The 25,101-nt window shown below is 62.3% G+C and carries 22 protein-coding genes and 2 tRNA genes; 13 read left to right on the top strand and 11 right to left on the bottom strand.

The window, feature by feature from the left end:
* The first annotated feature begins 81 nt into the window (after positions 1 to 81).
* Positions 82 to 1,311 carry an iron-containing alcohol dehydrogenase gene (locus ABHF91_RS06445; protein WP_409422636.1) on the top strand — a complete coding sequence of 410 codons (1,230 nt, stop codon included), beginning with the start codon at positions 82 to 84 and terminating at the stop codon, positions 1,309 to 1,311.
* 106 nt (positions 1,312 to 1,417) lie between these two features.
* Positions 1,418 to 1,579, top strand: coding sequence for a rubredoxin (locus tag ABHF91_RS06450; protein WP_409422637.1), 162 nt, complete (start codon positions 1,418 to 1,420; stop codon positions 1,577 to 1,579).
* On the opposite strand, the gene ABHF91_RS06455 is transcribed toward ABHF91_RS06450, so the two are convergent.
* A complete protein-coding gene (locus ABHF91_RS06455) occupies positions 1,560 to 2,033 on the bottom strand; it encodes a MarR family winged helix-turn-helix transcriptional regulator (protein ID WP_409422638.1) in 474 nt (157 codons plus the stop codon). The two genes, ABHF91_RS06450 and ABHF91_RS06455, sit on opposite strands and share 20 nt — an antisense overlap.
* Before the next feature lie 112 nt (positions 2,034 to 2,145).
* Here ABHF91_RS06455 and ABHF91_RS06460 point away from each other — a divergent pair, with 112 nt between their 5' ends.
* The gene (locus tag ABHF91_RS06460) at positions 2,146 to 3,315 is read left to right on the top strand and encodes a PLP-dependent aminotransferase family protein (protein WP_409422639.1); all 1,170 of its coding nucleotides are present in this window, start codon (positions 2,146 to 2,148) and stop codon (positions 3,313 to 3,315) included.
* A 65-nt stretch (positions 3,316 to 3,380) separates the two neighbouring features.
* Here the strand turns inward: ABHF91_RS06460 and ABHF91_RS06465 are convergent, their stop codons facing one another.
* On the bottom strand, positions 3,381 to 3,575 hold the full coding sequence (locus tag ABHF91_RS06465) for a heavy-metal-associated domain-containing protein (RefSeq protein ID WP_409422640.1): 195 nt from the start codon (positions 3,573 to 3,575) through the stop codon (positions 3,381 to 3,383).
* 71 nt (positions 3,576 to 3,646) lie between these two features.
* A complete protein-coding gene (locus ABHF91_RS06470; protein ID WP_409422641.1) occupies positions 3,647 to 4,300 on the bottom strand; it encodes a hypothetical protein in 654 nt (217 codons plus the stop codon).
* 449 nt (positions 4,301 to 4,749) lie between these two features.
* On the opposite strand from ABHF91_RS06470, the gene ABHF91_RS06475 reads away from it, so the two are divergent.
* Positions 4,750 to 4,962 (top strand): cold-shock protein, encoded by a 213-nt coding sequence (locus ABHF91_RS06475; protein ID WP_345010592.1) that lies wholly within the window; start codon positions 4,750 to 4,752, stop codon positions 4,960 to 4,962.
* Between the two features lie 98 nt (positions 4,963 to 5,060).
* On the top strand, positions 5,061 to 5,357 hold the full coding sequence (locus ABHF91_RS06480; RefSeq protein WP_409422642.1) for a DUF1496 domain-containing protein: 297 nt from the start codon (positions 5,061 to 5,063) through the stop codon (positions 5,355 to 5,357).
* Here ABHF91_RS06480 and ABHF91_RS06485 read toward each other — a convergent pair.
* From ABHF91_RS06485 to ubiG, 5 genes are all read right to left on the bottom strand, one after another.
* The gene (locus ABHF91_RS06485; protein WP_409422643.1) at positions 5,350 to 5,607 is read right to left on the bottom strand and encodes a 2Fe-2S iron-sulfur cluster-binding protein; all 258 of its coding nucleotides are present in this window, start codon (positions 5,605 to 5,607) and stop codon (positions 5,350 to 5,352) included. The genes ABHF91_RS06480 and ABHF91_RS06485 overlap by 8 nt on opposite strands.
* Entirely contained in the window at positions 5,607 to 6,707 is a 1,101-nt protein-coding gene (gene nrdB / locus ABHF91_RS06490) for a class Ia ribonucleoside-diphosphate reductase subunit beta (protein ID WP_409422644.1), read from the bottom strand. The genes ABHF91_RS06485 and nrdB overlap by 1 nt, the downstream gene beginning before the upstream one ends.
* A 47-nt stretch (positions 6,708 to 6,754) precedes the next feature.
* The gene (gene nrdA / locus ABHF91_RS06495) at positions 6,755 to 9,025 is read right to left on the bottom strand and encodes a class 1a ribonucleoside-diphosphate reductase subunit alpha (RefSeq protein ID WP_409422645.1); all 2,271 of its coding nucleotides are present in this window, start codon (positions 9,023 to 9,025) and stop codon (positions 6,755 to 6,757) included.
* 207 nt (positions 9,026 to 9,232) lie between these two features.
* Positions 9,233 to 9,916: an HAD family hydrolase gene (locus tag ABHF91_RS06500; protein ID WP_409422646.1), complete on the bottom strand. Its 684-nt coding sequence runs from the start codon at positions 9,914 to 9,916 to the stop codon at positions 9,233 to 9,235.
* Positions 9,898 to 10,596: a bifunctional 2-polyprenyl-6-hydroxyphenol methylase/3-demethylubiquinol 3-O-methyltransferase UbiG gene (ubiG, locus tag ABHF91_RS06505; RefSeq protein WP_409422647.1), complete on the bottom strand. Its 699-nt coding sequence runs from the start codon at positions 10,594 to 10,596 to the stop codon at positions 9,898 to 9,900. Before ubiG ends, ABHF91_RS06500 begins: the two co-directional genes overlap by 19 nt.
* 169 nt (positions 10,597 to 10,765) lie before the next feature.
* Between ubiG and gyrA the strand changes: the two genes are divergently transcribed.
* The 5 genes from gyrA (at position 10,766) to ABHF91_RS06530 (ending at position 17,779) form a co-directional block, all read left to right on the top strand.
* On the top strand, positions 10,766 to 13,333 hold the full coding sequence (gene gyrA, locus ABHF91_RS06510; RefSeq protein WP_409422648.1) for a DNA topoisomerase (ATP-hydrolyzing) subunit A: 2,568 nt from the start codon (positions 10,766 to 10,768) through the stop codon (positions 13,331 to 13,333).
* A gap of 138 nt (positions 13,334 to 13,471) precedes the next feature.
* Complete coding sequence (serC, locus tag ABHF91_RS06515; RefSeq protein WP_409422649.1) at positions 13,472 to 14,560, top strand: 3-phosphoserine/phosphohydroxythreonine transaminase; 1,089 nt, start codon at positions 13,472 to 13,474, stop codon at positions 14,558 to 14,560.
* 80 nt (positions 14,561 to 14,640) lie between these two features.
* Positions 14,641 to 15,735 carry a histidinol-phosphate transaminase gene (gene hisC, locus ABHF91_RS06520; protein ID WP_409422650.1) on the top strand — a complete coding sequence of 365 codons (1,095 nt, stop codon included), beginning with the start codon at positions 14,641 to 14,643 and terminating at the stop codon, positions 15,733 to 15,735.
* Positions 15,736 to 15,858: 123 nt separating this feature from the next.
* Entirely contained in the window at positions 15,859 to 17,136 is a 1,278-nt protein-coding gene (aroA, locus tag ABHF91_RS06525; RefSeq protein WP_409422651.1) for a 3-phosphoshikimate 1-carboxyvinyltransferase, read from the top strand.
* Between the two features lie 127 nt (positions 17,137 to 17,263).
* A complete protein-coding gene (locus ABHF91_RS06530) occupies positions 17,264 to 17,779 on the top strand; it encodes a hypothetical protein (RefSeq protein WP_409423091.1) in 516 nt (171 codons plus the stop codon).
* Here the strand turns inward: ABHF91_RS06530 and ABHF91_RS06535 are convergent.
* On the bottom strand, positions 17,721 to 19,640 hold the full coding sequence (locus ABHF91_RS06535) for an EAL domain-containing protein (RefSeq protein ID WP_409422652.1): 1,920 nt from the start codon (positions 19,638 to 19,640) through the stop codon (positions 17,721 to 17,723). The two genes, ABHF91_RS06530 and ABHF91_RS06535, sit on opposite strands and share 59 nt — an antisense overlap.
* Positions 19,641 to 19,922: 282 nt before the next feature.
* Here ABHF91_RS06535 and glgC point away from each other — a divergent pair, with 282 nt between their 5' ends.
* Entirely contained in the window at positions 19,923 to 21,215 is a 1,293-nt protein-coding gene (gene glgC / locus ABHF91_RS06540; protein WP_409423092.1) for a glucose-1-phosphate adenylyltransferase, read from the top strand.
* A 53-nt stretch (positions 21,216 to 21,268) separates the two neighbouring features.
* Here glgC and ABHF91_RS06545 read toward each other — a convergent pair.
* Positions 21,269 to 21,344: transfer RNA gene (locus ABHF91_RS06545), tRNA-Asn, on the bottom strand.
* Between the two features lie 675 nt (positions 21,345 to 22,019).
* Positions 22,020 to 22,095 (bottom strand) — tRNA-Asn (locus ABHF91_RS06550).
* A 188-nt stretch (positions 22,096 to 22,283) separates the two neighbouring features.
* Here ABHF91_RS06550 and uvrB point away from each other — a divergent pair.
* Positions 22,284 to 24,293, top strand: a complete 2,010-nt coding sequence (gene uvrB, locus ABHF91_RS06555) for an excinuclease ABC subunit UvrB (protein ID WP_409422653.1) — start codon at positions 22,284 to 22,286, stop codon at positions 24,291 to 24,293.
* A gap of 102 nt (positions 24,294 to 24,395) precedes the next feature.
* Positions 24,396 to 24,956 carry a hypothetical protein gene (locus ABHF91_RS06560; RefSeq protein ID WP_409422654.1) on the top strand — a complete coding sequence of 187 codons (561 nt, stop codon included), beginning with the start codon at positions 24,396 to 24,398 and terminating at the stop codon, positions 24,954 to 24,956.
* Positions 24,957 to 25,101 lie beyond the last annotated feature (145 nt).

Genomic DNA, 25,101 nt, shown 5'->3' on the forward strand with positions numbered 1-25,101 from the left:
CTTGTCGGCTTATTGCTAAAAAAGTGTTCATGGTAAGGAAAATAAAACACTCCATTTGTGCCATTTAATAGGAGAAAGAGCATGTTGAACTTTGAATTTCAGAACCCGACCAAAATCCTATTTGGCGAGGGCCAAATCGCGGCGATTGGGCGAGAAATTCCAGAGAATGCCCGTATTCTCATTACTTATGGCGGCGGCAGCGTGCTGCGCAACGGTGTGCTGGATGAGGTGAAGAGCGCCTTGTCCGGGCGTCAACTCTTTGAATTTGGGGGCATAGAGCCCAATCCCACCTATGAGACCCTGATGAAGGGACTCGAGATCATCAAGGCCGAGAGCATCAATTTCCTGTTGGCGGTGGGCGGCGGCTCCGTCATCGACGGCACCAAGTTCCTGGCGGCGGCAGCCTGCTGGGAGCTGGGCGATCCCTGGGATATTCTGCTGCACGCCGGCAAGGGCATCCATCGGGCCCTGCCCTTGGGCACAGTGCTGACCCTGCCGGCCACCGGCTCCGAGATGAACTGCGGCGCCGTCATCAGCCGCGCCAATCGCCAGATCAATCTGCCGGCGGGTGGCGGCTCCGTGAATGCCGGTGTGCAATCTGTGATCACCCAGAGCTACAACGAGAAGCTGTTTTTCACCAATCCCCTGGTCTATCCGCGCTTCTCCGTGCTGGATCCCAGCAAGTGCTACACATTGCCGGCTCGTCAGGTGGGCAATGGCATCATTGACAGCTTCGTGCACGTCACCGAGCAGTATCTGACCTATGTCACCGGGGCCAAGGTGCAGGATCGGCTGGCCGAAGGCCTGTTGTTGACCCTGATCGAGGAGGGGCCCCGGGCCCTGTTGGAGCCGGAGAATTACGAGGTGCGGGCCAACCTGATGTGGACGGCGACCCTGGCCCTCAATGGCCTGATCGGTGCCGGTGTTCCCCAGGACTGGACCACCCACATGATTGGCCATGAACTCACGGCACTGTATGGCATGGACCATGCCCAGACCCTGGCGGTGGTGCTGCCGGCCCTGCTGACCCTGCAGCTGGATGAGAAGCTGGACAAGCTGGTGCAGTACGGCGAGCGGATCTGGGGCATCCGGGAGGGTAGTGACAAGGCCCGTGCCGAGGAAGCCATCGCCCGCACCCGTGCGTTTTTCGAGTCGGTCGGGGTGGGCACCCGCCTGTCCGACTATGGCGTCAAGGAAGAGAACCTGGGGGAGGTGCTGGAGCGCCTCAGCCAGCACGGCTTCGTGATCCTGGGTGAGCATCAGTCCGTCACCCTGGAGCGGGTGCGGCAGATCCTGCTGGCCGCGCTTTAACGTCGAAGCCGCTTAACTACACTCAAGGGAGCCTCATCGGCTCCCGCTTGTTCACCAAGGAGCCAATATGGCTCCTTTATTTTTGGCTGACAGCAGGAGAGTGAGCATGCGATGGCAATGTGAGGTGTGCGGTTTTATCTACGACGAAGCCCATGGTCTGCCGGAGGACGGCATTCCCCCGGATACGCCTCTGGAGAGCCTGCCGGAGGATTGGGAATGCCCCGAGTGTGGCGCGGCGGTGGAGGTGTTTATTCCGCTCGAGGAGTAGAGGCTCGGCGGGCGGCCGGCAGTTGCCAGTCGGCGATGGTGCCCATGATCTCCCGCCAGGCGGTCTCGCTTGGGGTGCCATGATGGGCAAACACCTTGGCCATCAGCTCCCGTTGGCTGCCGGACAGGCGTTGTTCCAGCTGATGGCCCGACTCGGTCAATTGCAGCCGCTTGATGCGCCTGTCCTGGGGGTCCTGGTTGGCCTGGATCAGGTTCAGCTCCAGCAGGCGACGCAGGGGGGCATTCAGGGCCTGTTTGCTCACCGAGAGGATGCCCAGCAGATCATTGATGCTGAGATCCGGATAGCGGCCGACAAAATAGAGGATCCGATGATGGACCCGCTGTAGTCCCTGTTCCGCCAGCACGGCATCCGGCCCCAGGGTGAAGGCGCGAAAGGCGAAGTGAAACAGCTCCAGGGCCTGATTGAGAGAGGCCTGCTCCTGTGGGTCAATCATATTGACTTAATCCTTGCTGCTGGCAATATACGTCAACCGAGTTGACCTATTTACCGGCTTAGCCCGGCAAATGCAACCCGCCTATAGGGACCTTTTTGCCACGGAGCCATCTATGTTTGCCCAGCGGATCAGCACGCTTTCTTCTTCCATCATTCGGGAAATACTGGCAGCGGCCCAGCAGCCCGGCGTCATCTCCTTCGCCGGTGGCCTGCCGGCTGCCGACAGTTTCCCCGAGCCGAACTGGTCGGCCCTGCCGCCGCAGATCAAGCAGTATGGCATGAGTGAAGGGGAGCCCGAGCTGCGGGAGGCCATTGCCGCCGCGGCACGGGAGAAGGGGCTGCAGTGTGAGGCGAGCCAGGTGCTGGTGATCTCCGGCTCCCAGCAGGGGCTGGATCTGGTGGCCAAGCTGTTCCTGGATCCCGATAGTCCCGTGCTGGTGGAGTCTCCCACTTATCTGGCGGCGCTGCAGTGCTTCCGCCTGTTCCAGGCCCGCTGTGTCGGTGTGCCCATGGGGGAGACAGGGCCGGATCTGGCGCAGATGGACGCGGCGATCCGCACTCAGACGCCCCGGTTCAGCTACCTCATCCCCAGCTTCCAGAATCCGTCTGGCCTGTGCTATTCGGTGGCGGCACGCCAGGCGGTGGCGGCGCTGCTGGATCGCTATCAGCTGCCCTTGCTGGAAGACGAACCCTATTGTGAGCTGGATTATGATGGGGTGCCCAAGCCGCCCATCTGCTCCCTGCTGAAGTCGGCCCCCTGGATCTACCAGGGCAGCTTCTCCAAGATCCTGATGCCCGGCATCCGGGTCGGCTACCTCATCGCTCATCCCAGCCTGATGCCGCATCTGGTGCGCCTCAAGCAGGCCGCCGATCTGCACACCAACCGGCCCGGTCAGTGGCTGGCCCTGGAGTACATGCGTTCGGCGGACAAGGCGGCCCGCCTGGCCAAGCTGCAAGACTTCTACCGCCTGCGGCGGGATGCCTTTGCCAAGGCGCTGGCGGAGCAGTTCGCCGATCTGGCGGATTGGCAGGTACCGTCCGGCGGCTTGTTTGTCTGGCTGAAGCTCAAGCGCCCCATGGACACCCGCCCGCTGCTCAAGCAGGCGCTAGCCAATCAGGTGGCCTTCATGCCGGGTGAAGCCTTCTTTGCCGATGACGAGCCGCCGGTGGGCTACTTGCGGCTGAACTTCAGCCACACGCCGCCAGAGCTGGTGGAGGAGGGGTTGCGCCGGCTGCGCCAGGTGTTCGAGGAGGCCTATGCGGCCCAGGCGGTCACGGCCTGAGCATGGGCTGCGGCCTGTGATGCGAACAAAAAACAAGGCGCCCTCGGGCGCCTTTATGTTTTGGGTCACTCGGCGGGAGGATAACCCAGCTCTTCGAGCTTGCGGGCGACGACGGAGCGCGCCAGCTGGCTGGTCACCTCCAGCTTATGGGTCGGTAACTCGAAGCGCAGCGTCACTGTGGGATCGGCCTGGGTGAGGGTCTCTGTGATGGTGTTGACGCAGTGTTGGCAGCCCATGTCGGGCAGGGTGAATTCGTACATCTGTTGCTCCTTAAGATGGTGGCACCTGCTTCGAGCATAACAGGCCGGGCGCTGGCTGCCCACGGGACAGGTCAGTGCGGAATGGAGCCGGGGGCCGGTATCTGTTCGGACTCGATGATCTGTACGCCGGGGGTGTCGGTCTGGATGGCCGCCAGCAGGCTCGCCGCCACGGCGGTGGGGGGCACGGGGCGATAGCGCGCCGGCAGCAGACCCCGTAGGCGCCGGCTCAGCCAGAGTCCGAGGGTTTCCATGGGCCTGGGCTGGGGGCGGTTCGGCGCATCCAGCATGGCCGGCCGGATCAGCACCAGCTGTTCGAAGTCCAGTTGATGCACCGCCAGTTCCAGCTCGCCTTTTATCTGGGTGTAGGGAACCCAGGCCTTGGCGTTGGCGCCCACCGCGGACACCAGGCCGTAGCGCAGTGTGCCTTGCTGCCGGGCGGCATGGGCGCAGGCCAGATTGATGGACAGATCCACGGCGCGAAAGGCGGCCAAGGAGCCCGCTTGCCGACAGGTTGTGCCCAGGGCACTGAGCAGGGCATCCGCCCGCCACCAGTCTGCCTCCAGAGGCAGCTGGTTAAAATCGATGACCGGGTTATGCAACTTGTCGTGGGGGGGGAGCGGCTGGCGCGTCGGCGCCGTGATGTGTGTGATGGTCGGCGTCGCGAGGGCCAGCTGCAACAGGGCCTGGCCCACCTGACCGCTGGCTCCCAACAAAATGATGTTCATAATCAGCGTGTCCGTCCTGCACTAGATTGCCCCAGAGGCGCCCTGCAGCATGGCATCCCATGAGACCAGGGCTGACACCCCTTGTCCGACCAGGAAGCACTAACGGCGCGGTTGACTCTCATCTTAGGTGGGGCGTACCGGCTAAGAACTTGATGATCTTCTAAAAATGTGAACAGGAAAGCAGTTTTTCATCTTTTTGAAAAATCGATTCTTTTTGCTTATGGATTGCGCGGTTTGCTGCTTTATTGGGCCCAAAATTGATGCCGGTTTCGCCTGTCGCGGCTTCATCATAAAAATCACGGAAATCTGGAAAATAAGTCGATTGACATGCCTAGGGCATTGGTTACAATGCAAACAGCTTGTAGCGGTCGTTAGCAAAAGTTTGCAACCACTCAAGTTGGTACTGCCTATCAAGGCATCTAGTTATTTTGATATTTAGGAAATTGATTATGTCTGACGTCCGCACTGGCAAGGTTAAGTGGTTCAATGAGACCAAAGGTTTCGGCTTCATCGAGCAAGACCAAGGCCCGGATGTATTCGTACACTTCAGAGCGATCAACGCTCCCGGTTTCAAGACTCTGACTGAAGGTCAACGCGTGCAGTTCAGCGTGACCCAAGGCCAAAAGGGTCCGCAAGCTGAGAACGTCACCATCGTTCAATAATGGTGATGAGGCGCCCAGAATAGGCGCCGACAGAGTCGAACAAAGCGCCCCAAGGGGCGCTTTTTGTTTTTCTGCCTCGTGATTTCAGGAGCAGCCATATGAGAGCAAGATGGGCCTTGTTGGGCGGGCTGGTCGGCCTGCCGGTGCTGGCGGCCAACACGGGCGCGGGTCAGTCCTTGGGGGTGCTGGTGGAGCCGGGGGCGCTTAACCAGCGGGTCTGCTGGTTTCAGGGGCAGCAATATTCGGTGGGTGCTCGCCTGCAGATGGCGGATCAGTGGTTTATCTGTGCGCCGGAGCAACCGCAGGAGCTCAATGGCGCCGTGAGCTGGCAGACTGCCGAGGAGATCGCCCTCAAGCGTCAGGGGCAGTCCAAGGTGCAGATCAACCTCAAGTAAGCTTGAGGCGTATGGGGCTGCTGGCGTGGGTGCAGCAGGTCAGCACCTCGTCCTCCCCATGCCAGGCCAGGGGCGGGCGCAAATAGCTCAACGCCGGCGTGGACTTGTCCGCCAGTGGCAGCCGGCAGGCACCGCAATAGCCCTGACGGCACTGGTATTCGACTCGGTGGCCTTGCCGTTCCAGCGCGCTTAGCAGGCTTTCGCCCGGCCCACAGGCGATGGCCACCACCTCGTCTACCAGATTGGTCATCAGAGGGTCAGCTCCGCCAGGTCGCCGGCGCTGACCTCGGCATCGATCTGTCCCACCAGGTACGAGCTCACCTCCACCTCTTGCGGGGCTACCTGCACCTGATCGGAACTGAGCCAGGCGTTGAGCCAGGGCAGGGGATTGGGGCGGGCAGGGAAGGGGGCGGGCAGCCCCACGGCCTGCATGCGCACGTTGGTGATGAATTCCACATACTGGCCCAGGATCTCCTGGTTCAGCCCTATCATGGAGCCGTCCTTGAACAGGTAGGCGGCCCAGTCCTTCTCCTGCTGTGCGGCGCTGACGAACAGGTCGATGCACTGCTCCCGGCACGCCTGGGCTATCTGTACCATCTCGGGATCGTCCTTGCCGTGTTGCAGCAGGTTCAGCATGTGCTGGGTGCCGGTGAGGTGCAGGGCCTCATCCCGGGCGATCAGCCGGATCACCTTGGCGTTGCCCTCCATCAGCTTGCGTTCGGCAAAGGCGAAGGAGCAGGCAAAGCTGACATAGAAGCGGATGGCCTCCAGGGCGTTGATGCTCATCAAGCACAGGTAGAGTTGCTTCTTCAGCTCACGGCTGGCGGCCTTAGTCCCTTCAGCCTGCCACTGCTGTATCCCCTGGATCAGCGCATCGTAGTAGCCGGCGATGTCGTCGGCCCGGGCGATGATGTGGGGGTTCTGCACTATCTCGTCAAACACCTTGCTGGGATCGGCAAACAGGTTGCGGATGATGTGGGTGTAGGAGCGCGAATGTATGGTCTCCGAGAAGGCCCAGGTCTGGATCCAGGTTTCCAGCTCAGGCAGTGAGACCACCGGCAGCAGGGCGACGCTGGGGCTGCGGCCCTGGATGGAGTCCAGCAGTATCTGGTACTTGAGGTTGGACAGGAAAATATGCTGCTCGTGGGCCGGCAGGGCGGCGAACTCGATGCGATCCCGGGACAAGTCCACCTCTTCGGGTCGCCAGAAGAAGGAGAGCTGCTTTTCGATCAACTGCTCGAAGATGGGGTGCTTCTGCTGATCGTAACGGGCCACGTTCACCGGCTGACCGAAAAACATGGGCTCGGCGAGGGCGTTATTGGGGGTCTTGCTGAAACTTTGATAGGCCATGGGCTCTTCTATTCCGAAAGAGGGCGGCGCACCGCCCTGGGTCATCATCAGATCTTGCAGGCGCCACCGGCGCAACCGTCATCGGCACTGTGCTGGGCATCCTCGGCACCGTCACGGGTGTTGTGGTAGTAGAGGGTCTTGATGCCGAGCTTGTAGGCGGTGACCAGATCCTTGAGCAGCTGCTTCATGGGCACGCGACCGCCCTCGAAGCGGCTCGGATCATAGTTGGTGTTGGCGGAGATGGACTGGTCGACGAACTTCTGCATGATGCCCACCAGCTGCAGGTAGCCGTCGTTGCCCGGTTGCTGCCACAAGAGCTCGTAGGCGTCCTTGAGGCGGGCGTAGTCCGGCACCACCTGGCGGAGTATGCCGTCCTTGGAGGCCTTGACGCTGATGAGGCCACGGGGCGGCTCAATGCCGTTGGTGGCGTTGGCGATCTGGCTGGAGGTTTCGGACGGCATCAGGGCGGTGAGGGTGCTGTTGCGCAGCCCGTATTGCCGGATCTCGGCCCGCAGGGTTTCCCAGTCCAGGTGCAGCGGCTCGTCACACAGGGCGTCCAGATCCCGCTTGTAGGTGTCGATGGGCAGCACGCCCTGGGCGTACTTGGTGTCGGCAAAGCGCGGGCAGGCACCCTGCTCCCGGGCCAGCTGGTTGGAGGCCTTGAGCAGGTGGTATTGCAGCGCCTCGAAGGTTCTGTGGGTCAAGGCCAGGGCTGAACCATCCGAATACTTGGCGCCCTGCTTGGCCAGGTAATAGGCGTAGTTGATGACCCCCACCCCCAGTGGCCGGCGCCAGAGGGCGCCATTCTTGCCGGCGGGCACAGGGTAGTCCTGATAATCCAGCAGGGCATCCAGGGCGCGCACCACCAGATCGCTCAAATTGGCCAGTTCGTCCAGGCTGGTCAGGGCCCCCAGGTTGATGGCGGACAGGGTACACAGGGCGATCTCGCCATGGTCGTCCTTGAGATCGTTGAGCGGCTGGGTCGGCAGGGCGATCTCCATGCACAGGTTGCTCTGGCGGATGGGGGCGCGGGCCGGCTCGAAGGGGCCGTGGGTGTTGCAGTGATCCACGTTCTGAATGTAGATGCGGCCGGTGCCGGCCCGCTCCTGCATCAGCAAGGAGAAGAGCTCCAGGGCCTTGAGGGTCTTCTTCTGGATGGTGGGATCGGCCTCGTACTGGCGATACAGGCGCTCGAACTCGTCCTGATCGGCAAAGAAGGCGTCATACAGACCGGGCACGTCCGCCGGGCTGAACAGACTGATGTCGCCGCCTTGCAGCAGGCGCTGGTAGAGCAGGCGGGAGATCTGCACGCCGTAGTCCAGGTGACGCACCCGGTTATCTTCCACCCCGCGGTTGTTCTTCAGCACCAGCAGGGACTCCACCTCCCGGTGCCACAGGGGATAGAAGACGGTGGCCGCGCCACCGCGCACCCCGCCCTGGGAGCAGCACTTCACCGCCGTCTGGAAGTACTTGTAGAAGGGGATGCAGCCGGTATGGAAAGCTTCGCCGCCGCGAATGGGCGAGCCCAGGGCACGGATCCGGCCGGCGTTGATGCCGATGCCGGCCCGCTGGGAGACATAGCGCACCACGGCCGAGGCGGTGGCGTTGATGGAGTCCAGGCTGTCATCGCATTCGATCAGCACGCAGGAGCTGAACTGGCGGGTCGGCGTGCGTACCCCAGACATGATGGGGGTGGGCAGGGAGATCTTGAAGGTGGAGCAGGCGTCGTAGAAGCGCTTGATGTAGCCCAGCCGGCTGGCCTTGGGATAGTGGGAGAACAGGCAGGCCGCCACCAACATGTAGAGGAACTGCGGGCTCTCGAAGATCTGGCCGGTGACGCGGTCTTGCACCAGGTATTTGCCTTCCAGCTGCTTGATGGCGGCGTAGGCAAACTGCAGATCCCGGTTGTGGTCCAGATGTTGGTCCAGCTCGGCCCAGTCGCTGGCATCGTAATCCCGCAGCAGGTGGGCATCGTAGCGACCGGCAGCCACCTGGGTCTGTACCTGAGCAAACAGGCTGGGCGGAGTGAACTCGCCATAGGCCTTCTTGCGCAGGTGGAACAGCGCCAGGCGCGCAGCCAGGTATTGGTAGTCCGGCGTGTCGGCGCCAATCAGATCGGCGGCCGCGCGGATCAGGGTCTCATGAATGTCAGCTGTCTTGATGCCCTCATAGAACTGGATATGGGCCCGCAGCTCCACCTGAGAGACGGAGACGTTATCCAGATCCTGGGCGGCCCAGGTGACCACCCGGTGGATTTTCTCCAGATCCAGCGGCTCGGTCCGACCATCCCGCTTGGTGACATTCAGATTGGTGTTCATGGCGCTTCCTTAGACAAAGCGTGGACACTCAGTGTCCACTATATATGGTGTTTTATGTCTTAATGAGGCACAACATAGTGTGACGATGGGGCGCAAGCAAGCCCCCTGGCATAAAGATATGCTGTGGATAGATCTTTTCAGGCCAGATGGGATCGGCGTTTGGGCGGGATAAAAAAAAATGCCGGGTTATTTAACCCGGCAGCTTGGTCAGCAGGGCTGGCATAGCCAGTGGTGCAGACTGGGCACATCGGCAAAGCAGTGATCGGCCTGCCAGTCGCTGAGCGACTCGTCAGGATCCAGATAGCCCCAGCCGGCGATGGCGGTCTGCATGCCGGCGGCGCGACCGGCTTCGATGTCCCGCACATGATCCCCCACGTAGAGGCATTTCTCGGGGGCCACCGCCAACTGATGGCAGGCATAGAGCAGGGGATCGGGGTGGGGCTTGCGTACCGGCAGGGTGTCGGCGCTGACGATGACGCCGCAGCCGGGCAACTCGGCCACCTGGGCCATCAGGGGCTCGGTGAGAAAGGCCGGCTTGTTGGTGACTATGCCCCAGGGGATGGCGTGCCGGTTGAGCCAGGCGATGAATTCCGCCATGCCCGGATAGGGGCGGGTGCCCTCATAGAGGTGGGCGGCATAGTGATCCAGCAGCGCCTGGCGCAGGGCCGGGGTGTCCAGTTGGGCCAGCTGCTCCTCGCCAAAGCCGGCCTTGAGCAGCCCCAGGGCGCCGTCTGAGGCGATACGCCGAATGTGGGCTTCGGCCAGGGGCGCCTGCCCCTGTGCTTGCAGCACATGGTTGACGGCGGCCCCCAGATCCGGCGCCGTGTCCAGCAGGGTGCCATCCAGATCGAACAATACGGCGGCAAAGCGGCTCATAGGGGACGCTCGCAATAGAGCTGGTAGTTGACGTCCACGTCGGGGCTTAAGCGAAACAGCCCGGTCAGCGGGTTGTAGACCACGCCGTTCATCTGGCGCAGCAGCAGACCGGCGGACTCGCAATAGCGAGAGAGTTCGGCGGGCTGGATGAACTTGGCATGATCATGGGTGCCTTTGGGGACCATCTTCAGCAGTTGCTCGGCGGCCACTATCATCAGCAGCCGTGCCTTCAAGGTACGGTTGATGGTGGAGAAGAACAGCTTGCCGCCGGGTTTGACCAGGCTGGCGCAGGCGCGCACCACTGAGGCCGGATCCGGCACGTGCTCCAGCATCTCCATGCAGGTCACCACGTCGAATTGACCGGGCCGTTGGGCGGCCAGCTCCTCCACAGTGCCTTGCTGATAGGTCAGCTCCACGCCGGTTTCCAGGGCATGCAACCGGGCCACCTGCAAGGGCTCCCGGCCCATGTCCAGCCCCAGCACCTGAGCACCCCGCAGGGCCATGGACTCGGCGAGTATGCCGCCACCGCAGCCCACATCCAGAACTTGCTTGCCGAACAGCCCCTCGCAGTGGTCGCTGATCCAGTCCAGCCGCAGGGGGTTCAACTTGTGCAGGGGTTTGAACTCCCCTTCCGGGTCCCACCAGCGGTCGGCGAGGGCTTCGAATTTGGCAATTTCCTGGTGATCCACATTCATGGGGCTATCTCTAGTTGGCGGTTACGGCATGAGCCAGGGAAAGCCATTATAGCCAAGCGGTTAAGCTGTGACAGCCACCCAGGTTGTATGCTGGGGAAACGGCGGGAGATGTGGTAGAATGCCCGGCTATTGCGTTCAAGACGTTTGAAGTTAGGGACACAGGATTTATATGAGTGATCTAGCCAGAGAGATCACGCCGGTCAACATCGAAGAGGAGCTCAAGAGCTCCTACCTGGATTACGCCATGAGCGTGATCGTGGGGCGTGCGTTGCCGGATGTGAGAGACGGGTTGAAGCCGGTGCACAGACGCGTGCTGTTCGCCATGAACGAGCTGAGTAACGACTGGAACAAGCCTTACAAGAAATCCGCCCGTGTGGTGGGGGACGTGATCGGTAAGTACCACCCCCACGGTGACAGTGCCGTCTACGACACCATAGTGCGGATGGCCCAGGACTTCTCCATGCGCTACATGCTGGTGGATGGTCAGGGCAACTTCGGCTCCGTGGATGGCGACTCCGCGGCGGCCATGCGTTATACCGAAATCCGCATGGCCAAGATTGCCCACGAGTTGCTGGCGGATCTGGACAAAGAAACCGTCAACTGGGTGCCCAACTACGACGGCACCGAGCAGATCCCCGCCGTGCTGCCCACCAAGGTGCCCAACCTGCTGGTGAACGGCTCCTCCGGGATCGCCGTGGGCATGGCCACCAACATTCCGCCCCACAACCTCACCGAGGTGGTGGACGGTACTCTGGCCCTCATCGACAACGGTGAGCTGACCGTGGATGAGCTGATGCAGCTGGTGCCGGGTCCCGACTTCCCGACCGGCGGCATCATCAACGGTCGCTCCGGCATCATAGACGCCTACCGCACCGGCCGTGGCAAGATCTACGTGCGGGCCCAGACCCACATCGAGACCGACGACAAGAACGGTAAAGAGAGCATCATAGTCACCGAGTTGCCCTACACGGTGAACAAGGCGCGCCTCATCGAGAAGATCGCCGAGCTGGTCAAGGACAAGAAGATCGACGGCATCACGGCCCTGCGGGATGAGTCCGACAAGGACGGCATGCGGGTGGTGATCGAGCTGCGCCGCAATGAGGTGTCCGAGGTGGTGCTCAACAACCTCTACGCCCACACCCAGATGCAGAACGTGTTCGGCATCAACATGGTGGCCCTGGTCAACGGTCAGCCCAAAACCCTGAACCTCAAGGAGATCCTCGAGGCCTTCATCGATCACCGCCGTGAAGTGGTGACCCGTCGCACCGTGTTCGAGCTGCGCAAGGCCCGGGATCGCGCCCACATCTTGGAAGGTCTGGCCATCGCCCTGGCCAACATAGACCCCGTCATCGAGCTGATCCGTCACTCCGCCAGCCCGGCCGACGCCAAGGTGGCCTTGGTGGCCCAGGCCTGGGAGCTGGGCAACGTGGCCAGCATGCTGGAGCGGGCCGGTGATGATGCTGCGCGCCCCGAGTGGCTGGAGCCCGAGTTCGGCATCCGTGACGGTCACTACCATCTGACCGAACAGCAGGCCCAGGCCATCCTGGATCTGCGCCTGCACAAGCTGACCGGCCTGGAACACGAGAAGATCCTGGAAGAGTACCAGGAGCTGCTGACCCAGATTGCCGAACTGCTGCATATCCTCAACAGCTCGGTCCGCCTGATGGAGGTGATCCGCGAGGAGCTGGAGGCCATCAAGGCCCAGTTTGGCGATGCCCGCCGCACCCAAATCCAGGCGGCCAGCGTCGAGATCAACATGGAAGACCTGATCACCCCCACCGACGTGGTGGTGACCCTGTCCCATGAAGGCTATGTCAAGTATCAGCCGCTGTCTGACTACGAGGCCCAGCGCCGTGGTGGTCGCGGCAAGTCGGCGACCCGCATGAAGGATGAAGACTTCATCGAGCGCATGCTGGTGGCCAACACCCACGACACCATCCTGTGCTTCTCCAGCCGCGGCAAGGTGTACTGGCTCAAGGTCTATAACCTGCCGGAGGCCAGCCGCACCGCCCGCGGGCGCCCCATCGTCAACCTGCTGCCGCTGGACGAGGACGAACGCATCACCAGCATATTGCCGGTGAAGTCCTTCGACGATGACAAGTATGTCTTCTTCGCCACCGGCGACGGTACCGTCAAGAAGACTGCCCTGTCGGCCTTCGCCCGTCCCCTGAGCTCCGGCATCCGCGCCATCAACCTCAACGACGGCGATGCCCTCATCGGGGTGGCCATCACCAACGGCGGTGACGAGATCATGCTGTTCTCCGACGCCGGCAAGGTGGTGCGGTTCCACGAGGAGGACGTGCGGGCCATGGGCCGCACCGCCACCGGGGTGCGCGGCATGAAGCTGGGCGACGACGACAAGGTGGTGTCCCTCATAGTGCCGCAGGGCGTGGGGGCCATCCTGACTGCCACCGCCAACGGCTATGGCAAGCGCACCGCCCAAGAGGAATACCCGACCAAGAGCCGCGCCACCCTGGGGGTCATCTCCATCCAGGTCAGCGAGCGTAACGGCAAGGTGGTGGGGGCCATCCAGGTGGACGAGCAGGACGAGATCATGCTCATCACCAACGGTGGCACTCTGGTGCGGACCCGCGTCAGCGAGGTGAGCATCATAGGTCGTAACACCGCCGGGGTGCGCCTCATCCGTACCATGGAAGGGGAGGACGTGGTCAGCCTGGAGCGGATTGCCGAGCCGACGGATGACGACGACGCCGACCTGGACGGTGACGCGGAATAAGCGGATGACCGCCATAAAGGGCGACCCACAGGGTCGCCCTTTGTCTAGCGGGATCCGGACAATGAAAATGCTTTGCGCCGTGTCACAGTTAGGTGTAAAAGCAGTGATCCTCACGGAACGCCAATGGAAAGGATGATGATGGATAAGAGCGTTTACAACTTTTGTGCAGGTCCGGCCATGCTGCCGGTGGACGTCATGGCTCAGGCCCAACGGGAATTCGTCAATTTTGCCGGCCTGGGCGTCTCGGTGATGGAATTGTCCCACCGGGGCAAGGAGTACATGGCGTTGGCCGCCGAGGCGGAGAAGGACCTGCGTGAGCTGATGCAGGTGCCGGATAACTACAAGGTGCTGTTCATGCACGGTGGTGGTCGCGGCCAGTTTGCCGCCGTGCCCATGAACCTGCTGGGTGGCGCCAACCAGAAGGCGGACTATCTGCTGTCCGGCAACTGGTCCAAGGCCGCCCTGACCGAGGCAAAGAAGTACGGTGACATCCAGGCGGTGGAAGGGGTTATCCGGGGCGACGACGGCAGCTTCAGCCTGGTGGCCGCGCCTCAGTTCCGCGCCGATGCCGCCTACGTGCACTACTGCCCCAACGAGACCATCGAAGGGGTGGAGATGTTCGATCTGCCCCAGACCGGCGGCATTCCCCTGGTGGCCGACATGTCTTCCACCATCCTCTCCCGCCCCATGGACGTGAGCCAGTTCGGCATCCTCTACGCCGGTGCCCAGAAGAACATAGGCCCGTCCGGTCTGTCCGTGGTGCTGGTGCGTGACGACCTGCTGGGTCATGCCCGTCCGGACACCCCCGGCATCTTCGATTACCAGGTCACCGCCGACAACGACTCCATGTTCAACACCCCGCCCACCTACTCCTGGTACTTGGCCGGTCTGGTGTTCAAGTGGCTGAAGGCCCAGGGTGGTCTGGAAGCCATGGAGGCCCGTAATGTCGCCAAGGCGTCTTTCCTGTATGACTACATAGATGCCAGCGACTTCTACAGCAACAAGGTGGCCAAGAACTGCCGCTCCCGCATGAACGTGCCCTTCCAGCTGAAGGATGCGGCCCTGGATGCCGCCTTCCTGGCCGAGTCCAAGGACGCCGGCCTGCTGGCCCTCAAGGGTCACCGCATCGTGGGTGGCATGCGGGCCAGCCTGTACAACGCCATGCCGCTGGAAGGCGTCAAGGCGCTGGTGGCCTTCATGGAGCGCTTCGCCAAGCAGCACGCCTAAGGCCCAGAGCACAGACTTCAGGGCCCTGCGGGGCCCTTTTATCATCGCAACAATCTCAATTGCCGTATCGAGAGGACACTATGGATTATCTGGCGCAGGCCAATGCCGGGGTGGCGGGGTTGCAACCCTACCAGGCCGGTAAGCCCATCGAGGAGCTGGAGCGGGAGCTGGGGATCAGCAACTGCGTCAAATTGGCTTCAAATGAGAACCCGCTGGGGCTGAGCCCCAAGGCCCAGGCGGCCATCGCGGCGGCCCTCAAGGATCTGACCCGCTATCCCGATGCCAACGGCTACTACCTCAAGCACAAGCTGGGGGAGTGCTTCGATCTGGATCCGGCTGGCATCACCCTGGGCAATGGCTCCAACGAGGTGATCGATCTGCTGTTCCACACCTTCGTGGGGCAGGGGGACGAGGTGATCTACGCCCAATACGCCTTCATCGTCTATGCCCTGGCCACCCAGGCCCACGGCGCCAAGGCGGTGGTGGTACCGGCCCGGGACTGGGGGCATGATCTGGACGCCATGCTCGCGGCCATCACCGACAAGACTAAGCTCATCTGCATCGCCAACCCCAACAACCCCACCGGTACCGTGCTGCCGCCGGCGGCGCTGGAGGCCTTCCTGGCCAAGGTGCCATCCGAGATCCTGGTGGTGCTGGACGAGGCCTACAACGAGTACATGGATCCGGCCCTGCGGGCCCCCAGCGCTGACTGGGTCAAGCGATTCCCCAATCTGGTGGTCACCCGTACCTTCTCCAAGGTCTATGGCCTGGCCGGCCTGCGCCTGGGCTATGCCATCTCCACCCCGGCGCTGGCGGGTGTGCTGAACCGGGTGCGTGAACCCTTCAACTGCAACAGCCTGGCCCTGGTGGCCGCCCAGGCCACCCTGGACGATGCCGACTACCTGGCGGAGGCGGTGCGCCTCAACCGCAGTGAGATGGGCCGTTACGAGGCTTATTTTGCCGCCCGCGGCCTGGGCTTCATCCCCTCCAACGGCAACTTCATCACGGTGGATCTGGCGCGTCCTGCCGGCCCCGTGTACGAGGCTCTGCTGCGGGAAGGGGTGATCGTCCGTCCCATCGCCGGTTACGGCATGCCCAATCACCTGCGGGTGAGCATAGGGACAGTGGCGGAGAATGATCGCTTCTTCGCCGCCCTGGACAAGGTGCTGGGCTAACGAAGAGCACAGAGGGGCGCGCTAGCTAGCCCCTCTTAGTCCCCACTCGCCTTGCCCTGACCGGCACCGCCTGCTAAGTTGCTTACCTTCCCCTAGTTGTTGAGATGTTTGAACAGGATGTCTATGAATAGCCTGACACTGGACCCCATTGCCCGGGTCGATGGCACCGTCAATCTGCCTGGCTCCAAAAGCGTATCCAACCGTGCCCTGTTGCTGGCCGCCCTGGCCCACGGTACCACCCGGCTGACCAACCTGCTGGACAGTGACGACATTCGTCACATGTTGAATGCCCTGCAGAGCCTGGGGGTGCGTTACGAGCTGTCTGCCGACAAGACCCAGTGCGTGGTGCAGGGGCTGGGACGGGCCTTCGCCGCCAAGGAGCCGCTGCAGCTGTTTCTGGGCAATGCCGGTACCGCCATGCGCCCCTTGTGCGCGGCCCTGTGCCTGGGCTCGGGCGAGTTTACCCTCACCGGTGAACCGCGCATGGAAGAGCGGCCCATCGGCCACCTGGTGGACGCCCTGCGAGAAGCCGGGGCCCAGATCCAGTATCTGAAGAACGAAGGGTTTCCGCCGCTGACCATAGAGGCCAAGGGGCTGTGGGGGGGCGAGGTGCACATCAACGGCTCCGTCTCCAGCCAGTTCCTTACCGCCTTCTTGATGGCGGCCCCTCTGGCCGCCGGGGATACCCGGATCAAGATCCAGGGCGAGCTGGTGTCCAAGCCCTACATCGACATCACGCTGCACATCATGCAGCAGTTTGGCGTGCTGATTGAGCACGACAACTACCAGACCTTCTACATCAAGGGCAACCAGTCCTACCAGTCCCCGGGGGACTTCCTGGTGGAAGGGGATGCCTCCTCGGCCTCCTATTTCCTGGCCGCCGGGGCCATCAAGGGCAAGGTCAAAGTCACCGGCATCGGCCGGCACAGCATCCAGGGCGATATCCGCTTTGCCGACGTGCTGGAGAAGATGGGGGCCAAGATCACCTGGGGGGATGACTATATCCTGGCGGAGCAGGGTGAGCTCAAGGGGGTGGATCTGGATCTGAACCACATCCCGGATGCCGCCATGACCATCGCCACCACGGCGCTGTTTGCCCAGGGCAAGACCATCATCCGCAACATCTACAACTGGCGGGTGAAGGAGACCGATCGCCTGACCGCCATGGCCACCGAGCTGCGCAAGCTGGGGGTCGAGGTGGTGGAAGGGGAGGACTTCATCGAGGTGACCCCCTCCGCCCAGCTCAAACATGCCGCCATCGACACCTACAACGATCACCGCATCGCCATGTGTTTCTCCCTGGTGGCCCTGAGCGACACCCCGGTGACCATCAATGATCCGGGATGTACTTCCAAGACCTTCCCGGACTACTTCGACAAGCTGGCCAGCATCAGCCGGTAAGCCGGTTTTCTGTACGCTGACAAGGCCGGCCTCTGCCGGCCTTGTCATTTTGTGCGGCGGGCCAGAGGCGCATAGCGCGGCCGAATGGGCTACAATGGCCCCTTTACCAGTCAGTCAGGGTGGCCAGGTGTTTATCTTTCACTGTACAGGGACAAACGGAAGTGAGGCCAGGATCGCCATCCAGGCCCTGGATTGGACCCAGCAGGGCGAGGTGCGTTTCTCCTGCAATGACGATGAGCTGGCCTGTCTGCTGTTGCAGGGCTGTCGCAGTGACACCGGGGGGCACTTCAACCTGCTGGCGGGCTGCAAACCCGTCTATGTGGAGCAGTGGCTGCATTACCTGGAGGAGGGGGGCAAGCTCAAACAGGTGAGCTGCCAGGTGCTGCAGGCCGGCGAGGTGGATTACGCCCGGCGGGCCTTGCCCGAGGACGGCGAGTTGCAGGAATTGCTGGAGCTGGTCTATCAGGTGGGGGGCTTCAATCGCCTGCAGATCACCCGCTATCTCAAGCTGCGCCAGAAGCCGTCGGCTCTGGCGACCCGCTACAGCAAGCCGGAGCTGGAGCGCTACCGGCTGCTGAACGAGGTCATCTGCCGCCTGATGCGCCTAAAACGTCCAGATGGGGTGCCGTCACCGGATCGGTGAGGGGGGCGGGTTTGGCCACCAGGTAGCCCTGGATGGCGTCCACGTACATGTTTTCCAGCAGCTGTTTCTCGCTGAGTTTTTCCACTCCTTCCGCCACCACCACGCAGCCCATGCGGTGGGACAGCTCCACTATCATGCGGATGAACTGCTGATTGGTGCTCTCCTGCTCCAGGTTCTGCAACAGGCTGGGATCCAGTTTGACAAAGTCGGGCTTGAGCTCCCGGTAGAGTCGGAATGATGCCAGCCCCTTGCCAAACTTGGAGATGCTGGAGCGGCTGCCGGCGCGGCGCATCAGCTCGAACAGCCGCCGGCTGGCGGCCAGGTTGCGGTCCAGCAGATCCTCCTCCACCTCGAACACGAAGGAGGCGGCCAGGGTCACGTCCCGCAGCAGCAGGCGCTCCAGCCACACCAGGAAGGCGTTGCTGGTCAGGGCACTGCTGCTGAGGTTGATACCCCAGCGCTGGCCTGGCGAGGCATAGCTGGGGTACTTCTGCACGATAGTCTCTATGATGAGCTGCTCCACCTTCACCAGCAGATCATGGCGCTGAGCCATGGCCAGCAGGGTTTCTGTGGGCAGGCTCTGCTGCTCGCGCCCGATGAAGCGGGCGAAGATCTCATGGTAGTTGTGGTTGGCGATGCTCAGGGACTGGATGGGCTGGCGCATCAGCACCAGGGACTTGTGCTCTATGACCTCCATGATCACCCGCTTCCAGTGGCTCTCACCCTGCAGAAACTCCACATCACTACCTTCCTGGTAATAGCTGCCGTTGGACTCGCCGGTCTGGGCGCGGGCCAGGGCCAGGTCGGCCCTGGCGATCACCTCTTCAGGGGATTGGCCGGGGCGGAACAGGGTGATGCCGGTAAAGGCCACGCTCTCCAACTCATATTCCAGCTGTTTGCCGTCAAAGGCCTGCTTGAGCTCCCGGCCCAACAGGTTGGGCAACTGGCTGCTGTTTTTACGGATCAGCATGGCAAAGTCACTGCCGCTTAGCCGGTAGGCCTGGCTGTCAGCCAGGGGCCGCAGGCTGCGGGAGAGCTGGTTGGCGACATCCTGCAGGTATTTGTCCCCCACGGCGTGGCCCCGCAACTCGTTGACGGTCTGCAAGGAGGAGGCGCGCACCATCACCAGATAGTGAGATTGCCCCTGATCCTCCGTCTGCAGTATCTCAGTCAGATCCCGGCGGAAGCATTCGCGATTGTACAGGCTGGTGAGGGGGTCGCTGCTGGCCTGGCGGGCCAGGTTTTCCGTGGCGCGTTGCAGCTCGTCCAGGCGCTGTTGCCACTGCTGCTGGTATTGGTGCAACCCGTCGGTCACGCTGGGCAGAGGACCCTCGACCACCTCGTTCTGGTCCAGCAGCTGTGCCAGTTGCCGTTGCAGCTGTTGGCTCAACCGGCCCAGCACCTGCCGGTGGGACAACAGCAGCAGCAGGCTGCCCAGCAGCCAGAGGGCGGCAATCATGCCGAGATCCTGGAGCAGGGCCTGGCGCTGTGGGGCGAAGTTGAGCTGGTAGTTGAACAGGGCATGGGAGGTGGTCAGGTGCTGCGGTTGCGTGGCCGCGGCATACAGCCCCTTGAACCAGGCCGGGGCCGCCACGCCTTGACCGCCTGCCAACCAGGTGTTCTTCTGAGTATCCCGCACCTCCAGCCAGGCCAGATCCCAACGCTGCAACAGGCTCTGGGCGGCCGCAGGATCGTCGCTCTGCTGACGATACAGCTGACCGGTCAGGCCATCGGCCACCCGCTGGGCATCGCTGTCCAGTTGCTGACCGGTGCGGATGACGGCCAGCAGGGCCAGCAACAGGCCGACTGCCAGCCAGCTGGCCAGACCCAGAAAGAGGCCGAGTCGGTATGTTTTTTTCATGGAATGGATCCTGTGGTGGTGACCGGGGAATATCTGCTCATTAAGGCTACAAAAATAAAGGATAAGCTGCTGCTTGACCATTTATTGATCGTGAAAAATGTTAGCCTCGTTCGACTACTTTGTTAACGTTGGCCGATTGAAATCGCTTTCGTGATGCAGGCGGCAACACGGAGGTGGTGAAACAGGGATGATAAACGGCGGGTCCGGGCGATAACGCCGGCCTACCGTGCACAAGGAATAAGGAAACAGGATTTGGCAAACCTAGAAACGCAAGGGCTGGGCATGGCGCGGGAAGCCATACAGCAAACCATGGCCCTGGTACTGGCCGGGGGACGGGGCAGCCGCCTGATGCAGCTGACCGACACCCGGGCCAAGCCGGCGGTCCACTTTGGCGGCAAGTTTCGCATCATCGATTTCGCCCTCTCCAACTGCATCAATTCCGGTATCTATCGGGTGGGGGTGGTGACCCAGTACAAGTCCCACAGCCTGCTGCGCCACATCCAGGCCGGCTGGTCCTTCCTGCGTTACGAGATGAACGAGTTCATCGATCTGCTGCCGGCCCAGCAGCGGGTGGATGAGGTGAACTGGTATCGCGGCACCGCCGATGCCGTCTATCAGAACATGGACATAGTGCGGGACTATGGCCCCAAGTACGTGCTGGTGCTGGCGGGGGATCATGTCTACAAGATGGATTACGCCAACCTGCTGCTGGATCACGTGCGGCGGGGCAACCCGGTGACCGTGGCCTGCATCGAGGTGCCCAGGGCGCAGGCCAGCGCCCTGGGGGTCATGCAAGTGGATGAAGGCGGGCGCATCACGGATTTCGTGGAGAAGCCCGGCGAGCCGCCCTGCCTGCCGGGTAGGCCGGACACCTGTCTGGCCTCCATGGGCATCTATGTGTTTGATGCGCGCTTCCTGTATGAACTGCTGGAAGCGGATCAGCAGGATCCCCACTCCTGCCGGGATTTCGGGCGGGACATCATTCCGGCGGTGGTTCAGGCCGGCCAGGCCTATGCCCATGCCTTCAGTCAGTCCTGTGTGCGCAACCGGGGCAGCGAGGATGCCTGCTACTGGCGCGATGTGGGCACGGTGGACTCCTTCTGGGCGGCCAACATGGATCTAGCCTCGGTGATCCCCGAGCTGGATCTGTACGATGAACACTGGCCCATCTGGACCAATCAGAAGCAGCTGCCGCCGGCCAAGTTCGTGCAGGACTACACGGGTCAGTCCGGCAGCACCAAGAACTCTGTGTTCTCCGGCGGCTGCATCGTCAGCGGCTCCCACATCCAGGACTCTGTGCTGTTTACCGGGGTGCGGGTGCACTCGGGCTGCCACCTGGAGCAGGCGGTGGTGTTTCCGGACGTGGTGATCAACCGGGGCTGCCGGTTGAAACGGGTGATCATCGACAAGCGCTGCGAGATCCCCGCCGGCCTGGTGGTGGGGGAGGATGCCCTGGCGGACGCCCGCTTCTTTCATCGCAGCGAGCAGGGGGTGGTGCTCATCACCCGCAGCATGCTGCAGGCCCGGGCCCGTATCCTGGCCCAGGAGGCCGAGGTGCAGACCGATCCGGCCTGAGGCCGGCGCAGCAACGACAAAGGGCCGCATATAGCGGCCCTTTGTGCGATAAGTGGCTCCTCCGACTGGACTCGAACCAGTGACATACGGATTAACAGTCCGCCGTTCTACCGACTGAACTACGGAGGAACAGATGCCTTGTGGGAGCGGGGTCCCCAAAGACGGGCGCATGATACCCAGCGTCCGGCAGGCTGTCAATTGGGCCGACTGACCGGTCGATGCTAACTGAGGAAGGCGGCCAATGGGCGGTTAGGCAGTCTGGCCTGCCGGGTCTTAAGCGCCTCCCGAAGGCTTGGTGGCGAAATGCCAGGCAGAAGGACATTTATTCCGCTATACGGCCACTAAAACCCCCAGGCCCGGACATCAAAAATGCGGATCGCTGCCGCACCAGGGTCTCATTTTTGGTGCATCCATTTAGCAATTTGCGCGATGGGCTACAGGCGTCTGAGGCGTGTCACGACGGCGGTGATCCGGGGGCCTGGTTATGCACAAGCGCCGCAAGCCCCATGGCAGCAGGCTTGTGCCTACTTATCCACTATTTCTGTGGATAAGGTTGTGGGTTCTTTATAGAAAACGGCCGCAAAGCCGCATGGCACAAGGGTTTTGGCTTGAATTGAGTAAAAGAGTTGCAAATAAAAACTACTGCAAAAACAAATACTTAAGGCAATAGCCCTGAAATGCTGCAAAGCTGTTAAATCTGGTTAGGCAACGGAAACAGGTAGGCCGCCATTGTGCATTGTTTTGGCGCAATAGCAGAAAATGCGTGGATAACTGGTATTAAAAAGGGAGGAAAGTACCTGGGATTGGCTCCCCCGACTGGACTCGAACCAGTGACATACGGATTAACAGTCCGCCGTTCTACCGACTGAACTACGGGGGAAGCGCAGGCAGGGGGCAGATAATAGCCGTGGCGGCCCGCCAGGGTCAAGAGAGCAAACGGCTAAAAAGTCGGGCTTTTCGCCTGGTGCACAGAAAAGCATCATTGGGCGCAAGAATCTTGGGGTGATCCGCCGCTGTGCCGGGGCTAGAATGCCTGCTTGGCCGTGCCGGCCGCCCTAAGGAGAAGTCATGAGCAAGCCGTTTGAGCTGGTGAGTCAGTTTGCCCCCGGCGGGGATCAGCCCCAGGCCATCGCCCGGTTGAGCGAGGGGCTGGAAGACGGCCTGGCCCATCAGACCCTGCTGGGGGTGACGGGCTCCGGCAAGACCTTCACCATGGCCAACGTCATCGCCAAGCTCAACCGGCCCACCATGATACTGGCCCACAACAAGACGCTGGCGGCCCAGCTCTACGGCGAGATGCGGGAGTTCTTCCCTCACAATGCGGTGGAGTACTTCGTCTCCTATTACGACTATTACCAGCCCGAGGCCTATGTGCCCAGCACCGACACCTTCATCGAGAAGGACTCGGCCATCAACGAGCACATAGAGCAGATGCGGCTCTCCGCCACCAAGGCCTTGCTGGAGCGGCGGGACGTGGTGATCGTCGCCTCCGTGTCCGCCATCTATGGCCTGGGGGACCCGCAAGCCTATCTCAGCATGATGCTGCACCTGCGCCAGGGGGACATCATCAACCAGCGGGAGATCTTGCGGCGGTTGGCGGAGCTGCAGTACAGCCGCAACGACGCCGCCTTCGCCCGGGCCACCTTCCGGGTGCGGGGGGAGGTCATCGACATCTATCCCGCCGAATCGGACAAGCTGGCCCTGCGGGTGGAGTTGTTCGACGAGGAGGTGGAGCGCCTGTCCCTGTTCGACCCCCTGACCGGGGTGGTGGAGCGACAGGTGGCGCGCTATACCATCTTCCCCAAGAGCCACTACGTCACCCCCCGCGATACCCTGCTGAATGCCATCGAGCTGATCAAGGAGGAGCTGGTGGAGCGTCGCGCCCAGCTGCTGTCCGCCAACAAGCTCGTCGAGGAGCAGCGGCTCAGTCAGCGCACTCAGTTCGACATCGAGATGATCCAGGAGCTGGGTTACTGCTCGGGCATCGAGAACTACTCCCGCTATCTCTCCGGCCGGGCACCGGGGGAGCCGCCGCCCACCCTGTTTGACTATTTGCCGGCGGACGGCCTGCTGATCATCGACGAATCCCACGTCACCGTGCCCCAGCTGGGGGCCATGTACAAGGGGGACAGATCCCGCAAGGAGACGCTGGTGGAGTACGGCTTCCGCCTGCCCTCGGCATTGGACAACCGACCCCTCAAGTTCGACGAGTTCGAATCCCTGCAGCCCCAGACCATCTATGTGTCCGCCACCCCGGCCCACTACGAGCTGGAGAAGTCCGCCGGCGAGGTGGTGGAGCAGGTGGTGCGCCCCACGGGTCTGCTGGATCCCCTCATCGAGGTGCGGCCGGTGGCGAGCCAGGTGGACGACGTGCTCTCGGAGATCCGCCTGCGGGCCAAGCAGGACGAGCGGGTGCTCATCACCACCCTCACCAAGCGCATGGCCGAGGATCTCACCGAATACCTGGAGGAGCACGGGGTGCGGGTGCGCTACCTGCACTCGGACGTGGACACGGTGGAGCGGGTGGAGATCATCCGGGATCTGCGGCTGGGCAAGTTCGACGTGCTGGTGGGCATCAACCTGCTGCGTGAGGGCCTCGACATGCCAGAAGTCTCCCTGGTGGCCATCCTGGATGCCGACAAGGAGGGCTTCCTGCGCTCCACCCGCTCCCTGATCCAGACCATAGGCCGGGCGGCGCGCAACCTGCACGGCAAGGCCATCCTGTATGCCGATCGCATCACCGACTCCATGCAGGCGGCCATGGGCGAGACGGAGCGGCGGCGGGCCAAGCAGGAGGCGTTCAACGCCGCCAACGGTATCGTGCCCCAGGCGCTGAAGAAGAAGGTGGTGGATGTGATGCAGGTGCCCGGCAGCGCTCCGACGCAGGAGTCGGCCCGTCGCCAGGTGGCGGAGTCCGCCGCCTTCTACCAGCCCGAAAGTCCGGAAGCCCTGGCCAAGCAGATCAAGCAGCTGGAAGGCGAGATGTACGAGCATGCCCGCAACCTGGAGTTCGAGCAGGCCGCCGCCCTGCGGGATCGCATTCAGCTGCTGCACGAGAAGCTGATCCAGGAGGGCTAGGGGCCGGGCCGCTTGCTGTCCTCCTCGCGACTGGGCGTCCTCCTTGCGGATTGGCGTCATCCTTGCAAAAGCGCCTCAGCATCAATCAATGGAGGATGACCCATGTTGCTGGATACCTACGAACAGAACGGCCTGCTGCTGAATATGAACTTCAAAGAGCCCGCCGCCACGGGGCTGACCGGCTACCGGGGAGAACTGGTGCTCAAACCAGGGGAAGTCGCCGATAACGCCGGCCGGCGCAAGCCGCCGGAGGCGGTGTTGAAGGCGGTGGTCATGCTGGCCGGCGCCGACAAGCTGGCCCTGGTGGCTGGTCTGCTGGACGACGCGGCGGATCTGCCGCTGTTCTTCGCTCTCTACGGCCAGGATGTCGCGGCCGAGACCAAGTTGGTGTTTTTTGTCGCAAATCTGCCCAAGCCCGCCCTGGTCAACCAGGGGGAATTCAGCTGCGAGCTGGTGCCGTTGCCCGAGGGCATAGTGTGGAACGAGCTGGTGGACATGGTCTATCTGGAGAAGAGTGACTTCAAGGGCCAGACCAGCGGCGAGAAGATCAACACCGTCTATGAGGCCTTCGCCGGCTATCAGGCCAAATCCCCGCTGATGAGCTGGGAAGAGGTGCTGGCCGGTCGCATCGAACACAAGCGCGAGACCCGCGGCGCCCTGTAAGGCCGACACCTGCCCCAGGCGGCCTGCGGGCCGCCTTCTTTGTTGCTGCCGCCCTGGGCGGCGGCCTTCCCGTTTCCCCTTAGGTTTGGCCACCGGCCCCCGTATTGGGCGACCCGGCAGAGTGTGGTACATTTCGCCCACTGCT

The organism is Pseudaeromonas aegiceratis, from assembly GCF_046254905.1.
GTDB classification, from domain to species: Bacteria; Pseudomonadota; Gammaproteobacteria; order Enterobacterales; family Aeromonadaceae; genus Pseudaeromonas; species Pseudaeromonas aegiceratis.

Bases quoted from the DNA above. Each gene is read 5' to 3' on its own strand.
- ABHF91_RS06445 (WP_409422636.1), top strand. From the start codon at position 82: ATGTTGAACTTTGAATTTCAGAACCCGACCAAAATCCTATTTGGCGAG.
- ABHF91_RS06450 (WP_409422637.1), top strand. From the start codon at position 1,418: ATGCGATGGCAATGTGAGGTGTGCGGTTTTATCTACGACGAAGCCCAT.
- ABHF91_RS06455 (WP_409422638.1), bottom strand. From the start codon at position 2,033: ATGATTGACCCACAGGAGCAGGCCTCTCTCAATCAGGCCCTGGAGCTG.
- ABHF91_RS06460 (WP_409422639.1), top strand. From the start codon at position 2,146: ATGTTTGCCCAGCGGATCAGCACGCTTTCTTCTTCCATCATTCGGGAA.
- ABHF91_RS06465 (WP_409422640.1), bottom strand. From the start codon at position 3,575: ATGTACGAATTCACCCTGCCCGACATGGGCTGCCAACACTGCGTCAAC.
- ABHF91_RS06470 (WP_409422641.1), bottom strand. From the start codon at position 4,300: ATGAACATCATTTTGTTGGGAGCCAGCGGTCAGGTGGGCCAGGCCCTG.
- ABHF91_RS06475 (WP_345010592.1), top strand. From the start codon at position 4,750: ATGTCTGACGTCCGCACTGGCAAGGTTAAGTGGTTCAATGAGACCAAA.
- ABHF91_RS06480 (WP_409422642.1), top strand. From the start codon at position 5,061: ATGAGAGCAAGATGGGCCTTGTTGGGCGGGCTGGTCGGCCTGCCGGTG.
- ABHF91_RS06485 (WP_409422643.1), bottom strand. From the start codon at position 5,607: ATGACCAATCTGGTAGACGAGGTGGTGGCCATCGCCTGTGGGCCGGGC.
- nrdB (WP_409422644.1), bottom strand. From the start codon at position 6,707: ATGGCCTATCAAAGTTTCAGCAAGACCCCCAATAACGCCCTCGCCGAG.
- nrdA (WP_409422645.1), bottom strand. From the start codon at position 9,025: ATGAACACCAATCTGAATGTCACCAAGCGGGATGGTCGGACCGAGCCG.
- ubiG (WP_409422647.1), bottom strand. From the start codon at position 10,596: ATGAATGTGGATCACCAGGAAATTGCCAAATTCGAAGCCCTCGCCGAC.
- gyrA (WP_409422648.1), top strand. From the start codon at position 10,766: ATGAGTGATCTAGCCAGAGAGATCACGCCGGTCAACATCGAAGAGGAG.
- serC (WP_409422649.1), top strand. From the start codon at position 13,472: ATGGATAAGAGCGTTTACAACTTTTGTGCAGGTCCGGCCATGCTGCCG.
- hisC (WP_409422650.1), top strand. From the start codon at position 14,641: ATGGATTATCTGGCGCAGGCCAATGCCGGGGTGGCGGGGTTGCAACCC.
- aroA (WP_409422651.1), top strand. From the start codon at position 15,859: ATGAATAGCCTGACACTGGACCCCATTGCCCGGGTCGATGGCACCGTC.
- ABHF91_RS06535 (WP_409422652.1), bottom strand. From the start codon at position 19,640: ATGAAAAAAACATACCGACTCGGCCTCTTTCTGGGTCTGGCCAGCTGG.
- glgC (WP_409423092.1), top strand. From the start codon at position 19,923: ATGGCGCGGGAAGCCATACAGCAAACCATGGCCCTGGTACTGGCCGGG.
- uvrB (WP_409422653.1), top strand. From the start codon at position 22,284: ATGAGCAAGCCGTTTGAGCTGGTGAGTCAGTTTGCCCCCGGCGGGGAT.
- ABHF91_RS06560 (WP_409422654.1), top strand. From the start codon at position 24,396: ATGTTGCTGGATACCTACGAACAGAACGGCCTGCTGCTGAATATGAAC.